The organism is uncultured Methanobrevibacter sp., assembly GCF_946184425.1.
In the GTDB taxonomy this organism is placed as follows: Archaea; Methanobacteriota; Methanobacteria; order Methanobacteriales; family Methanobacteriaceae; genus Methanocatella.
Genome location: NZ_CAMHFP010000048.1, coordinates 1 through 16,836, shown reverse-complemented (window position 1 = coordinate 16,836; position 16,836 = coordinate 1). Strand labels below are relative to the sequence as shown.

4 protein-coding genes are annotated in these 16,836 nt (G+C 34.2%); all 4 read left to right on the top strand.

Annotated features, from left to right (window positions below; genetic code table 11):
• The first annotated feature begins 11 nt into the window (after nt 1–11).
• Nucleotides 12–1,019, top strand: a complete 1,008-nt coding sequence (locus Q0P94_RS09225) for a 50S ribosomal protein L10 (protein WP_295115903.1) — start codon at nt 12–14, stop codon at nt 1,017–1,019.
• A gap of 62 nt (nt 1,020–1,081) precedes the next feature.
• Entirely contained in the window at nt 1,082–1,387 is a 306-nt protein-coding gene (gene rpl12p, locus Q0P94_RS09220) for a 50S ribosomal protein P1 (RefSeq protein WP_295115901.1), read from the top strand.
• Between the two features lie 180 nt (nt 1,388–1,567).
• Nucleotides 1,568–4,264, top strand: a complete 2,697-nt coding sequence (alaS, locus tag Q0P94_RS09215; RefSeq protein WP_295115899.1) for an alanine--tRNA ligase — start codon at nt 1,568–1,570, stop codon at nt 4,262–4,264.
• Nucleotides 4,265–4,445: 181 nt separating this feature from the next.
• A partial coding sequence (locus Q0P94_RS09210; RefSeq protein ID WP_295115897.1) for a right-handed parallel beta-helix repeat-containing protein occupies nt 4,446–16,836 on the top strand: 12,391 nt, incomplete at its 3' end.

Genomic DNA, 16,836 nt, shown 5'->3' with positions numbered 1-16,836 from the left:
AGGGTGATCTAATGGCTCATGTTGCTGAATGGAAAAAGGAAGAAGTTAAAGAGCTTTCCGGAATCATTAATGAATATGATGTAATCGGTATTGTCGATTTATTAAACATTCCTGCAAAACAGCTCCAAGAAATGAGAAAATCTCTCAACGGCAAAGCTGTTATCAGAATGTCTAAAAAGAATCTTATTGACTTAGCTCTTGAAGATTGTAATGCTGATAAAAACAACATTGTTGATTTATCTGAGCATATGGATGGTCAAGTTGCACTTATTGCAACCGAAATGAATCCTTTCAGATTATACAAAATATTAGAAGACAGCAAAACTTCAGCTCCTGCAAAACCGGGAACTATTGCACCTGATGATATTATTGTACCTGAAGGAGATACTGGATTTGAACCAGGTCCATTTTTAGGTGAATTGCAACAAGTTGGTATTCCTGCAAAAATTGACAAAGGTAAAATCTGCGTACAAAAAGAAACTGTTGTTGTTGCAGCAGGTGAAGAAGTATCTAAACAAGTAGCAGCTACCTTAGCAAGAATGGATATTAATCCAATGGAAGTGGGAATGGACTTAAAAGCAGTATATGAAGAAGGATCAATCTATACTTCAGATGTACTTGCAATCGACGAAGAACAAACATTAGCAGATTTACAAAAAGCATTTTCCGGTGCATTCAACTTGTCTGTTAATGCAGCTATACCTACTACAGAAACTATTTCCGCAATATTATCTCTCGCACATACCAGAGCTGTAAGCGTTGGTGTAGAAGGAGCTATATTGACTTCCAAAACTTCAGAACCAATTCTCGGTCTTGTAAATGCTAGAATGTTAGCTATTGCTTCTGCAATTGCTGATGTTGAAGGCGCAATCGACGATGAATTAGCAGAAAAACTTTCCAATGTTGCTGTAGCAGCTGCTCCAGTAGTGGAAGAAGTTGTTGAAGAAGAGGAAGAAGAGGAAGAAGAAGAGGATAGTGAAGAAGAAGCAGCAGCTGGGTTAGGAGCTCTCTTCGGTTAAATTAATTAATTAAAATTTTTATTATTTAATAACTAACACTTTAAAAAACTAATGGTGATAACATGGAATATATATATGCGGCAATGATTTTGCACAGTGCAGAAAAAGATATTAACGAAGAAAATGTTAAAAGTATTATTGAAGCAGCAGGTATCGACGCTGATGATGCTAGAATTAAAGCATTAATTGCAGCTTTAGAAGATGTTGACATCGAAGAAGCTATCGAAACCGCAGCTGTTGCAGCAGCAGCTCCTGCAGCTGCAGCTCCAGTAGCAGCTGAAGCTGAAGAGGAAGAGGAAGAAGAAGAGGAAGAAGAAGAAGCTTCTGAAGAAGAAGCAGCAGCTGGATTAGGTGCTCTCTTCGGATAGATTTTTTAAATCTATCACCTTTCTTTTTTTTATTTACTATTTTTAATTACTAATTGACTATTTTCAATGCTTATTTTTACAAAATTTTTCTTAGAACTGTTTTTCTTATCTATATTTTCATTAATTATTTATTAAATTAAAAACATATTTTATACTAATAAATAATTTGAACTGATTCATATGGTAGAAATTTTTGACGAACTTGGTTATAAAAAACAAACTTGTAAAACTTGCGGACAAGAGTTTTACTCCCAAGTTGATAGAGACACTTGTGGGGATGCTCCATGTGATGAGTATGAGTTTATTGCAAATCCTGCTACTGATAAACCATACAATTTATATGAAATCCAAAAAGTTTTTAGAGAATTTTTAGAAAGTGAAGGACATACTCATGTCCACAGATATCCCGTTTTGGCAAAAAGGTGGAGGGATGACGTATTTTTGGTTGGCGCATCAATTTTCTGTTTCCAGCCATGGATAACCTCAGGTCTTGTAAAGCCTCCGGCCAATCCGATTGAAATGGCCCAGCCTTCAATTAGACTGAACGATGTTGACAATGTCGGAAGAACCGGCCGTCACATGACATGCTTTACAATGGGAACACACACTGTAATCAACAAGGAAGATGACTTTATCTATTGGGAAGACCGTACAATCGAATTGTGTCACAAATTCTTTGCTCACATTGGAATAAACACAGAAGAAATTACTTTCATCAAATCTTGGTGGAGTGGTGGAGGTAATGAAGGACCATGTTATGAAGTGTGCTGCAGGGGAGTGGAACTTGCTACATTGGTTTTTATCCAATATGAAACATTGGAAGACGGCTCCAAAAAAGAAATTCCAATCAAAGTTGTAGATACTGGATATGGTCTTGAAAGAATAGCTTGGATTTCACAAGGAACTCCAACAGCATATGATGCCTGTTTTGCACCTGTTGTGGATAAACTAAAAGAACTTACTGGTGTTGAAATCAATGAAGATATCCAAGGAAGAAATGCTCAAATTGCAGGAATGATGGATATTGAAGATATTGGTGATTTAAAAGAGCTCAGACAACAAGTAGCAGACAGTTTAAACCTTTCTTTAGAAGATTATTTAAAAGCTGCAGAACCAATGGAAGCAATTTATATTATTGCAGATCATACTCGTTGTCTTGCATTCATGATTGCTGATGGTATTATTCCTTCAAATGTTAAGGAAGGGTATCTTGCAAGATTGGTTTTAAGAAGAACCATAAGATTCATGAAAGAGTTGGACATGAAAGAGTCTCTTGCTGATGTAATGGCAATACAGTTAGATTTCTTATCAAAATTCTATCCTGAAATTCGTGAATCTGAAGAGCATATCATGAATATCATTACCTTGGAAGAGGAAAGATATGCTGCAACTGTCAAAAAAGGTAAAAGCATTGTTAAAAGATCAATCAAAAGACTTAAAAAAGAAGGAAAATCAGAAATGCCTCTTGACATGTTAATAGATTTATATGATGCTCATGGAATTCCTCCTGAAACAGTTGTTGAAATGGCTGGTGACGGTTTCACAGTTAATGTTCCTGATAACTTCTTTACACAAGTTGCAGGAGCTCACGAGAAAGATACTTCAAACAAAAAATCCACATTTAAAGTAGATTATCCTGAAACTGACTTATTGTTCTATAAAGATTTCTACCAAAAAGAATTTGAAGCGGAAGTTTTGGGCATTGTTGAAAAAGATGGAGATAAATGTTTGATCTTCGATAAAACTGTATTTTATCCTGAAGGAGGTGGTCAACCTTCAGACATAGGTATAGTTTCCATCGATGGAAATGACATTAACATGAAGCATGCTGAAAAGATTGATAATGTTGTATTGCATCATGTAGATGAAGACATTTCTGATGATGTTGTTGGCAAAAAAATCACAGGAAAACTTGACTGGACAAGAAGAATAACTCTTGCACGCCACCACACAGGAACTCACCTGGTCATTGCGGCTGCAAGAAAAGTACTGGGTCAGCACATTTGGCAGGCAGGATCACAAAATGGATTAACAAGAGCACGTATTGACCTGTCCCACTACAAACGCATCACACAGGAGGAGCTGAATGAAATTGAAAAACTTGCCAACGAATATGTGATGGACAATATCGATTTGGACATTCAGTTCCATACCCGTGATGAAGCTCAGGAATTGTATGGATTTGTACTTTACCAAGGGGGTATCGTTCCTGGTAAAATGATTCGTGTAGTTAAAATCCCTGGTGTTGATGTACAGGCCTGTGCAGGTACACATGTCTTAAGAACTGGTGTAGTCGGACCAATCAAAATCAACAAAACCGAAAGGGTTCAGGATGGTGTTGAAAGGATTGATTTCTCAGCGGGTCTTGCTGCAATCGATTCAATGCAACATGATAATGAATTGCTAAGGGAAAGTTCAGCTATTTTCAAAGTTGAAAACGACCAATTGCCAAAAACTTGTGACCGGTTCTTTAGTGAATGGAAATCACAGAAAAATGAGATTGACCGTTTGAAATCAGAAATTGCATCACTTAAAATGAATTCTCTTGCTGATGACTTTGTTGAAATCAATGGCTTGAAGGTAATTTCCGAGAAAATGGAAACAGACATTAAAGAACTTCAAAAAATAGCTACTGACTTTACCGATAATGGAAAAGCGGATGTAGTTATTATGGGAAACGGTGACGGTAAAATTGTTGGAGCAGCTTCTCAGAATGCAATTGACAATGATATCAAAATCAATGAAATTATAAAAACTGCGGCAGGTGTTTTAGGTGGTGGCGGCGGTGGCCGCTTAACTTTAGCACAAGGGGCAGGTAAAAATGCAGATAAAATGGATGAAGCTATCCAAACTGCTGTTGATTTAATAAAAGGATAATTATTTTATCCTTCTTTTTTTTTTAATCAAACGAAATACTACTCTGATGTATTTTTCTTCATTTTTATTATTTTTTTTTGAAAATATTGTTTTTTAACATAATTTATATATACTTTCTTTCATAAAAATACATTTCATATTATATTTAATGGGGGTAAAACTTATTAAGAATTATAAAATCATGTTTGTCATTGCCGTTCTGGTATTGATATGTTCAGTATCGTTTGTCAGTGCAAATGAACTAGGCAATGCTACAAATTTGGAAAATGATGGATTAAGTTTGGAGGAATCTGATTTTCAGGTGGATGTTTTAAACACTGTCAATGATGATTCTTCAATAGATGATAATTATACTTCTTCTCAAGAAGATGATTCGAAACTCGGATTTTCCGGTGGGGAAGAAGTTTTAAATGTAAGTAATGATGATCAGTTATCCGATTCAAAAATGGGAACTTCTGATGAATTGGCGAAGTTAATTAATGATGCTAAACCGGGCTCAACAGTAACCTTGGATAAGGATTACAATATACGTCTAGGTTCTTCTCATGCTATTGAATTTACGAAAGCGATTACACTTGATGGTAGGGGACATACTATTTTCGTTTATGCATATGCTTTTAAAATAAATCATCCTCCCTCATCAGCCTACTTGCAAATAAAAAATATTAATTTTATAAATGGAATAAATGGAATTATTAAAAATACTAAGGCAGCGGGTCCTTTTATAATTTCCAATTGTAATTTTACAAAACCGGAGAATGGGAATAATGGAGGTGCAATTGTTGTAAGTGGGAAGTATGAATCATATATTATTAATTGTACTTTTACAAATTGTGTTGCTTTTCCTAGAACTAAAGTTGTTAAATTGGAGACTTTTTCTCAAATATTTTCTGGTGCATCTAGTTCGGGTGGTGCCATTTATTCTAGTGCTCCGATTACTGTTAAATCTTGTCGTTTTGAAAATTGTACTGCAGGAGATGGCGGTGCAGTATATGTAGCGAGGAGTCAGGCCAAAATAATAGATTCTGTTTTTGTTAATAATCGTGCTGGAAGAGGCATTAATGTGGAGAGTTTTAAGCATGGGGGTGCCATTTATGTTTTTAAGGCGGCTGATGGTGTTTTAGTTAAAGGATGCACATTCATTGGCAATCATGCTGACCGTATTGGGGGTGCAATATCAGTTAACAGTGAGAATACTAGAATTGAGGATTGTATTTTTGATTCTAATTACATTGGGACTGGTCGTTATAACATGGGTGGCGCAATATATGTGACTAATAACCAGGAAACTCCTAAAACTTCTATTCAAATAACTAGGTGTTCATTCAATAATAATGGATATGTTGGCAATGAACATTACTGTAAATATGGTGGTGCAATATTTTTCTCTAAAAATATTAATGGAGGAACTATTTCATATTGTAATTTTACTGGCAATAAGGTATCAGAACAGGGTGGTGCAGCATATTCGGAATCCACATGTCCTAATCTTAAGTTTATTGGTTGCATCTTTACTAAAAATCATGCCAATGACAAAGGTGGAGCAATATATCTTGATTCTAAAAATAATGTTGTTGATGGTTGTGTTTTTGATTCCAATTCCGCTGATGATGACGGTGGAGCCATTTATGTTGAAGCAAGATATAATTCAATAAAGAATTCCTTGTTTACTAACAATAATGCTAAGGATGAAGGTGGTGCTGTTTATATCAATGCAAGATATACAAAAATTGATTTATCTGCTTTTACGGGTAATTCTGCTAAAAAGGGTTATGATATTTATTGTGATTCCAGTTATTGTAGTCTCACAGGTTCCATTATTTTAGGAAACAGTCCTAAGAACGCAATTTACTCTTCAAGCAGTTTTTCTGCTTCAAAAAATTGGTGGGGTAATTTAGCCAGCAATAAAGATACCAAACCCGATGTTAATAAGAAAGTGAACCTTGAAAATGATTGGAATTATCTTTACTATACTGTTAAGTATGATTATACGAAATCAGCAATTGCTGCAGTTGTTGAAATGTGGCTACAAAATGTGCGTGATGGTGGTCTTTCTCCTTATTATCCATTGGTGTTTGATTTGAAATTCACCAATACTGTTTCAAATCAAAATACAATGACTTTTCATGGGGTTAGTGATTTTATTGTTCCATTAGTTGAGGGCAATACTGCTGTTACTATTTCAACAAAGGGATGGTCTCATAAAATCGATTTAAATTATGGTAATCCTTTAACTGTTTATAATCGTTCCCTATCCAATCTAAAGTGGGATATTGACAATGCTGGTTCTGTTCTGAATTTAACCTCAGATTACGAGTATATGGATATTTGCGATAAAAACTTAATCAATGGAATTACTTTCAATAAAGAATTAGTCATTGACGGTAATGGCCATACCATTAACGGAAAAAACACTACTTCATTACTCCAAGGAGGATATGGAAAGGATTTAACCTTGAAAAACATCAATTTTATCAATATCAAAAATATTTATAAAGCCAACGGAAATCTTTTCATCGAAAATTGTACATTCAACAATTGCGGAAACGGTTTAGAACTGCTTAGAATTACAGCAGGTGTGATTACAATTAGCGATTCCAATTTTTATAATTGTAGTTCTGATTCATCCATGTTCATCTTTGATGCTTATGGAGGACCTGATGTATCAATAATTCGTTGCGAATTTATTGGAAATAAAGCTAATTGCCTTATGGAAGGTTACCGCTGCGAATCCTTTAACTTTATTCAAAATATATTCTTGAATAATAGTTTCACCAACATGCATAATTTTAAAATGGGCAATCCTGCACATGCAAATTATGATTATAACTGGTTTGGAAATACTATTTATGATTTTGATACCAAACCTCACGTAAATGTCGATTTGAATACTTGGATGGTTTTAGATCTTGTAAACAGTAAAAATACATTTGAAACAAAATATGTTTATCTTAAAGTTTACAATGCAAATTCCCAAGAACTTGAAAACAACACTGCTCTGAATATTGGTTTCAATGTTTCTTCTATAGGTGGAGTTGTCGGATTTGTAGATGTCAATTCCGGCATAGGCATAATGAATTACACCTTTGCTTTAAGAGATGTTATAACTTTGAGTCATATATCCAATAATTTCTCATTTTATATAGTAAATTACCTACCTGGTTCTTTTGCAGATTTACAATATCAAATTGACAATGGAGGCTCTGTTTTAAACCTAACACGCAACTATGATTATATGCCAATTTGCGACTCCAAACTCCAATATATCGACATTGACAAACCATTGATATTAAACGGTAACGGTTTTACAATAGATGCAAAAGGCATGACAAATATGGCCAGAATCACAGGCAACACTGTTCAAATTTTAAACACAACATTCAGCAACAGTAAAGGTTCTGCAATCCAGATTATGGCTAATAATGTTTTAATTAATTCAACATTCACCAATAACACTAATCTTGTAGGTAGTGGGGGTGCAATTAGGATATATGGATCTAATAATGTTGTTATCGATTCTACATTCATTAAAAATACTGCTAAATACGCAGGCGCAATTTCTATCGATAACTCCGAAAATGTTGTCATTAACTCAATATTTATGAATAATACTGCTATACTTGGTGGTGCAATTTATTCTGAAATGTCTGATGTATCAATTAGTGGAGTATTTGCAAATAATTCTGCTAAAAATGGTGCTGCCATTTATATCCATGCTCGTTCTGATAAGTTAAATAGAATTTATAAATCATTGTTTATATCAAATAGAGGAATTGATAGTGTTATTAATGTTGCAGGCACTCCAAAGTTTCATGCTGCTGATGTTCATCATTCAATTTTCATAGATAATAACTGTCTCTATGACATTGCATCTGGTAACAAGGACATTGTTAATGCGGATTATAACTGGTTTGGAAACACCAATGAAAATTACAATGTTAAACCTAATGTCGAATCAAGCGTTAAATTGAATAGATGGTTGTTTTTGGATGCCAATGCCAACAGCACTCTTTTAAAAATAGATGAATCAGCAGTCATTAATGTTAGTCTGAATAATGCTTATGACCGTACCTCCAGGAAGGTTTATGATGTGGAAACTAATCTGCCGGATGTTTGTTTCGATGTTTCATCTGTCAATAATGCTGTAGCTTTGGATAAGCTGGAATTGGTTCGCGGCAAAGGCAATGCGTCTTACATGCCTGTTAATGAGGGTGTGGGAAGTGTTGATTTCAAATATTATTCATTTAATAAAACAGTTACATTTAATGTAGTTAGTGTTCCTGAAGATTCTTTTACAAAATTGCAGGAAATTATCAATAACGCAAGTGTTCATGACAGTATAGTCTTAAACAGGTCTTATAAATATTACCCTAACTTTGACGGTGATCTTAAGAACGGTATTGTGATTAATAAAAGTTTGATGGTCAATGGTAATGGTCATGTGATTGACGGTGCAAATCAGGCCCGTTTATTTAATCTTACTACTAATTCCATTGAATTGTATAATTTCATTTTGGTTAATGGTTATGCGGAAAATGGTAGTGTTATATATTCCAATGCTGCAGGCGATAAGTTGTCCAGTTCAATTGTTTTAAATTCAACAGGTTCTGTAATTTATTGTCCGTTCTGGTTTGCTGCGAATGAAAACTGGTTTGGAAATACAATTGATGATTATGATGTCGCTCCTGTTGTTGAAGGCGATCAGGTTGAATTAAATAACTGGTTGTTTTTAACAGTTGATGTGTCCAAATTCGACTTGTTTGTTGGTGATAAGGCAATCATTACTCTTAACTTGACCAATATGTATGATGCAACTAAAGGAACTAATTCTACATTCACTGGTATAATTCCAGTCACTTTTGTCTTGTCCTGTGTTGGTGGAGACATCAATGTTTCTGAGGCCACACTGATTGATGGTGTTGCCGAATTAGAGTTTATAGGCGACGGTATTGGGTCAGGTTATCTGGAAATGTCCTGTTATAATGTCAATGAAGAGTTTTACTTTAATGTAAGTTGTGATGATGATTCATTTACTGCTCTTCAGAAATTAATCAATAATGCTAATGGTAAAATTGTTTTGCAGCATGACTACATGTATTACGATTATGATGAGAAACTTAAGAGTGGAATTTTAATTAATAAATCACACATTGAGATTGATGGTGACGGACATGTCATTGATGCTTCAAATAAAGCCGGTGTGTTTAATATTGCTGGAGAATATGTTGCTGTATATGATGTGTCTATCTTTAATTCCAAAAATACTGTTTCAGTTGATGGGGGATATGCTGCTTTCGATAATGTTTCATTTATCAGTAACGCTGATGTGATATCTGTTGTTGATGGTAGTATGGAAATTGTGGGTTGTTATTTCCTCAATAATTCCAATGTTGTTGATTTGAAATCTGCTTATGACGTTTTCATTTCAGATTCCACTTTTATAAATAATACAAATATTATCAACGCATTTTATAGTACTTTGACAGTTAACAATAATAGTTTCAAAGGTAATGATGTGGGAACATATTGTGTTAGTTTGATTGATTCCACTGCTGAGATTCACTCCTCCAAATTTAATGAGGTTAATTTAATCAATCCGATTTTCGTATCAATAGATTCTGAGTTATATTTATCCAAAAATATCTTAAGCAAATCTCAATACATTGATAATGAGGGTACTATAACTTCAAAAACCAGAATTGTTATTCCTGGTGAAAAGTATTATGATTTGTTAATCTATGTTGAGTTGACTTTAAACGCTACAGTTTATGATGACAACGGCAATATTATTAAGGTCAATGATTTGGAATTTAATATTTATCCAACAATTGACTATAATGAAAGTTCACAGGGTACTGTTTGGATTTTGAATGTTTATTGTTATCCTTGTGGTGAACATGAAGTTAATGTTTCTGTAATTGATTCACTTTCTGATTATAGTTCTGATCATGTCATATTGAATGTTTCTAAGTTTTCATCCAGTGTTAATATTGTTTCATTGGATAACATTACCTCTGGTGAAGTTTTAAACGTTAAAGTGGAGTGTACTAACTTTACAGGTGCAGTTATTGAAATTAGTGATGCTTCCGGTGAGGTTATTTTCAGACAAACAGGCGATATGACAGAGCTTAGTGTTGAATCATTGGATGCCGGAGTATACACATTAACATACACCAATGTGGGCGACGAGGAATATGAATCCAGTTCTGTTATTGCAACATTTGAAGTTTATAAAATTGAATCTGATGTTGTTATTTTAGATAAGGTTGATTCTATCTATGCTTTTAATGATTATAGGATAAACTTTACTGTATCCAATAGGGCTAATGTCACTGCAAAAATCGTTGATTTAAAGACAGGGGAAGTTATTGTAAACATGAGTGTTTATGGCAATTGTCTTTATGTTAATCTGCTTGCAGGTTCCTATAATCTTACCGTAACCAATGTGGGTGATAATAATCATGAAACTTCTTCCGATTCAATGGTATTTGATGTATTGAAAGTCAAGTCATCAGTTAAAGTTGATGATGTGTCTGATTATTTCTATGATGATGTTTTAATAACATATGAGGTTGTTAATGCTTCAGATGTCCATGTGGTTATTCGTGATTTGGCTACTGGTGATGTTAAATATAATTTCACATCAACAAACACTTCAATTTCTGATTTGTATTTTGACAGTGGTCGTTATAACATTACACTTTCTGTTGAAGAATCCGACAGTACATCTTACAGCAGTGATTCTAAAGTGTTCAATGTTTTAAAAGTCGGTTCTTCAATTGTTGTTGAGGGTTTGGATGATTATGTCTATGGTGATGATGTGGAAGTTGACGTTATTGTTGATAATCGTACAACTGTTGTTGTTGAAATTAGGGATAAAACCGGTAAAATCGTTTTCAATGAAAGCATTGAAGAAGATTATCTGCCAATGCCTGATTTGTCTGCTGGTGAATACGTTTTATTTGCAAGCAATTTAAAAACTGATAACGTTGCTGGAAGCAATTATACAAAAGCATTCACCATATCTAAAGCAAATTCAACAATAGATATTATATACTTCAATGATACTGTTCCATGGGGTTATTATTTTGATGTGGAATTTGACGGGGATAATCTTACAGATGTTTACGTTATTGTTCGTGACAGTAATGGTAATGAAATTTCTGGTGGAAATTTAACTAATGATTATGGTTATTTCCTATATAGGTTAGGTAATTTAACTCTTGGCAGTTATTCAATTGAGATTATTAATCCTGGTGATGAGAACATCACAGGTTGCAGTGTTTCAATGAATTTCACCATTTTTAAAGGCAATTCCACTGTTTATATTGAGAATATTACTTCTGTTTATGTTGGTGATGATGTATTCATTGAATATTATGTTTATGTCCCTGGAATAATTGATATTGTTATTATGGATGCACTGGGAAATATTGTTTATCATGAAGAAAACGCAAATATTTTCAATGTCACTGTTTCCGGTTTGCCTGCAGGGTACTATACTGTCAATGTGACTAATTTGGAAACAGAAAATGTGTTTGGAAATTATTCTGTAAGTAATTTCACTGTTTTCAAATATGATTCAAACATTACATTAAATGATGTAAAAGATGTTGTTTATGGTGAAAATGTTTTAATAGGATTTGAAGTTGAAAACCCGACTGTTGTAAATGTTAAGATAACTGATGCGAATGGAAATATTGTTTATGATGAAAATGAAACTGATTACAGTGTTTTGATCACTGATTTGGATGCAGGAGATTATACTGTTAATGTCACTAATATTGAAACATTCAACGTGACTGCAAGCAGTGATTCCAAATCATTCAGGGTCCTGAAGGCATCAATTGTTCTGACAGTTTCAGTTGATGATTCTGTTTATGGGGAATTATCCATTGTTAATGTGGGTTCTGATGTTGATGGTAACTACACTGTAAATATAGGTGATAAAGAATTGGTTGTTAATGTTGTTAATGGCCAAGGAGTAGGCACTATTACTCTTGATGCAGGTGATTATACTGCCAAAATCAATTTTACTGATGACAATTATGATATCTACACAATAGACGATTCATTTACAGTATTTAAAGCGAATGTTGCTGTGAGTGTTGAGGTTTTAGATAAAGTTTATACTGCTAATGTTAGTGGTAATGTATTTGCTAGTGTTGATGGTGAGTACAAAGTAGTTATTGGTAATTTTGAAGCGCCAGTCACTGTTAAGGATGGTGTTGGTAGCTTTGATGTTGGAATATTGAATGTAGGTAACTATACTGCATCTGTAAGCTTTAATGGTACTGATAATTACAACTCTGCAGATAATGAAACTGCTTTCGAAGTGACACAAACTGGAACCAACGTTAACATTATTGTTAATGCTTCTGAAATTGTTTATGGTGGTGTGATTAGCATTACTCAGGGTCTTCCTGGTGATGCAACAGGTACTGTAACATATTCATTTGCGAACGGAACCGTAATTAAGGTTTTAATTGTTAATGAGTCATTTGTATTGTCTGGTTTGAATGCTGGAAGTTATGTAATCTATGCTAATTACAGTGGAGATGCTAATTATGCTCCTGCCAGTGATAGTATTACAATAATTGTGGATAAGGCTGTTAATGATGTTTTAGTTTATTCTTCTGATGTTGTTTATGGTGAAAAATCTAATGTTGTTGTATTTGCTGATGTTGATGGTGAGTATGCTGTCGTTATAGGTGATGATAGGTTCATTGTTGATGTTGTAGATGGTAGGGGTAATGTTGAAATTGCTTTGGATGCTGGCAGTTATGACATCATCGTTGAGTATGTGAATGATAATTATGTAAATAATGTGACTTCTGTTCCGTTTACTGTTTCTAAAGCGAATGTTACTTTAACTGTTGAAATTTTTGATAAGGTTTACACAGCTGATGTTAGTGGTAATGTATTTGCTAGTGTTGATGGTGAGTACAACATAGTTATTGGTAATTATGGAACATCAGTAACTGTTAAAAATGGTATTGGAAGTTTCGATGTTGGAATCTTGAATGTCGGCAACTACACTGCTTCTGTAAGCTTTAAAGGTAGTGATAATTATAATCCTGCAGATAATGAAACTGCTTTTGAAGTAACACAAACTGGAACTAATTTCAATATTATTGCTAATGTTACTGAAATTGTTTATGGTGGTGTGATTAGCATTACTCAGGGTCTTCCTGGTGATGCAACAGGTACTGTAACATATTCATTTGCGAACGGAACCGTAATTAAGGTTTTAATTGTTAATGAGTCATTTGTATTGTCTGGTTTGAATGCTGGAAGTTATGTAATCTATGCTAATTACAGTGGAGATGCTAATTATGCTCCTGCCAGTGATAGTATTACAATAATTGTGGATAAGGCTGTTAATGATGTTTTAGTTTATTCTTCTGATGTTGTTTATGGTGAAAAATCTAATGTTGTTGTATTTGCTGATGTTGATGGTGAGTATGCTGTCGTTATAGGTGATGATAGGTTCATTGTTGATGTTGTAGATGGTAGGGGTAATGTTGAAATTGCTTTGGATGCTGGCAGTTATGACATTATTGTTGAGTATGTTAACGAGAATTATGAAAATAACATTACTGCTTCTCCATTTACTGTTTCTAAAGCAGATATTACTTTGAGTGTTGAAATTTTTGATAAGGTTTACACGGCTGATGTTAGTGGTAATGTATTTGCTAGTGTTGATGGTGTGTACAAAGTAGTTATTGGTAATTTTGAAGCGCCAGTCACTGTTAAGGGTGGTGTTGGTAGCTTTGATGTTGGAATATTGAATGTAGGTAACTATACTGCATTTGTAAGCTTTAATGGTAGTGATAATTACAACTTTGCAGATAATGAAACTGCTTTTGAAGTAACACAAACTGGAACTAATTTCAATATTATTGCTAATGTTACTGAGATTGTTTATGGTGGTGTGATTAGCATTACTCAGGGTCTTCCTGGTGATGCAACAGGTACTGTAACATATTCATTTGCGAACGGAACCGTAATTAAGGTTTTAATTGTTAATGAGTCATTTGTATTGTCTGGTTTGAATGCTGGAAGTTATGTAATCTATGCTAATTACAGTGGAGATGCTAATTATGCTCCTGCCAGTGATAGTATTACAATAATTGTGGATAAGGCTGTTAATGATGTTTTAGTTTATTCTTCTGATGTTGTTTATGGTGAAAAATCTAATGTTGTTGTATTTGCTGATGTTGATGGTGAGTATGCTGTCGTTATAGGTGATGATAGGTTCATTGTTGATGTTGTAAGTGGTGTGGGCAATGTTGAAATTGCTTTGGATGCTGGCAGTTATGACATCATCGTTGAGTATGTTGATGATAATTATGTAAATAATGTGACTTCTGTTCCGTTTACTGTTTCTAAAGCGGATGTTACTTTGAGTGTTGAAATTTTTGATAAGGTTTATGGTGCTAATGTTACTGGTAATGTATTTGCTAGTGTTGATGGTGAGTTTAGTGTTGTTATTGGTAATTATGAGGTTCCTGTCCTTGTTAAGGATGGTATTGGAAGTTTCGATGTCGGATTTTTGAATGTCGGCAACTACACTGCTTTTGTAAGATTTGAAGGTGATGACAATTACAATCCTACAGATAATGAAACTGCTTTTGAAGTAACTCAAACAGGAACCTACTTCAACATTATTGCCAATGCCACTGTGATTACTTATGGGGATATGATTAGCATTACTCAGGGTCTTCCTGGTGATGCAACAGATACTGTAACATATAAATTTGCTAATGGTTCAATAATCAAAGTTTTAAACGTTAAGGATTCATTTGTATTGTCTGGTTTGAATGTGGGATCTTATGTAATTAATGCTAATTATTCTGGTGATGATAATTATGCTCCTGCTCAAGACAGTATAACAATAACCGTTGGCAAGGCCGTTAATGATGTTTTAGTTTATTCTTCTGATGTTGTTTATGGTGAAAAATCTGATGTTGCTATATTTGCTGATGCTGATGGCGAGTATACTGTCGTTGTCGGCGGCAAAAAGTTCATTGTAAATGTTGTAGATGGTAGAGGCAATGTTGAAATTGCTTTGGATGCTGGCAGTTATGACATTATCGTTGAGTATGTGAATGATAATTATGTAAACAATATAACCTCTACCCCGTTTACTGTTTATAAAGCATATGTTTCCGTAAGTATTGAAGTTTTAGATAAGGTTTATGGTGATAATATTGCGGGTAATGTATTTGCCAGTATTAATGGAGAATATAATGTGAGAATTGGTAAATTTGTAACATCTGTCATTGTTAAAAATGGTATTGGTGAATTTGATGCCGGTATTATGGGTGTCGGCATTTATGAAGCTTCTGTAAGTTTTGAAGGCAATGACAATTATAACTCTGCCGTTAATAAAACTTCATTTGAAGTTGTTCAAACTAGAACTAATTTCAATATTATTGCCAATGCCACTGAGATTGTTTATGGTGGTGTGATTAGCATTACTCAGGGTCTTCCTGGTGATGCAACAGGTACTGTAACATATTCATTTGCGAACGGAACCGTAATTAAGGTTTTAATTGTTAATGAGTCATTTGTATTGTCTGGTTTGAATGCTGGAAGTTATGTAATCTATGCTAATTACAGTGGAGATGCTAATTATGCTCCTGCCAGTGATAGTATTACAATAATTGTGGATAAGGCTGTTAATGATGTTTTAGTTTATTCTTCTGATGTTGTTTATGGTGAAATTTCTAATGTTGTTGTATTTGCTGATGTTGATGGTGAGTATGCTGTCGTTGTTGGCGGTAAAAAGTTCATTGTTGATGTTGTAGATGGTAGGGGTAATGTTGAACTTGCTTTGGATGCTGGCAGTTATGACATTGTCGTTGAGTATGTTGATGATAATTACGAAAATAATGTAACTGCTGTTCCGTTTACTGTTTCTAAAGCAGATATTACTTTGAGTGTTGAGGTTTTAGATAAAGTTTACACTGCTGATGTAACTGGTAATGTATTTGCAAGTTTGGATGGCAATTATACTGTTATTGTCGGAGATAATGTTGTTAAAGTCGCCGTTAAAAACGGCATCGGTTCATTTGACCTTGGCATTTTAAGTGTTGGTAACTACTCTGTTCAGGTAATATTTGAAGGCAATGAAAACTATAATGCAAATTCAAATACCACAAGCTTTGAAGTAACTCAAACTGGAACTAACTTCAACATAATTGCAAATGCCACAGAAATCACCTACGGTGATTTGATTAACATTACACAAAGCCTTCCGGCTGATGCAACCGGTAATGTGACCTACACATTTGCAAATGGAACACTAATTAAAGTTGTTGGCAATAATGAGTCATTTATATTGTCCGACTTGAATGCAGGAATTTATGTGATTTATGCTAATTACAGTGGTGACCGCAGTTATGCTTCTGCTCGTGACAGTGTAACAATAACTGTTAATAAGGCGGTTAATAATGTTGTTGTTAGTGTTGATAACGTGACATATGCAGATAATGTCACAATCAATGTCCGTGCGGATGTTGATGGAACTTATCTGATTACTGTTGCGGGAACTGCACTGGAAGTAA

Excerpts from the sequence above, each read along its gene's own strand:
- alaS (WP_295115899.1), top strand. The coding sequence starts at position 1,568 with ATGGTAGAAATTTTTGACGAACTTGGTTATAAAAAACAAACTTGTAAA.
- Q0P94_RS09225 (WP_295115903.1), top strand. The coding sequence starts at position 12 with ATGGCTCATGTTGCTGAATGGAAAAAGGAAGAAGTTAAAGAGCTTTCC.
- rpl12p (WP_295115901.1), top strand. The coding sequence starts at position 1,082 with ATGGAATATATATATGCGGCAATGATTTTGCACAGTGCAGAAAAAGAT.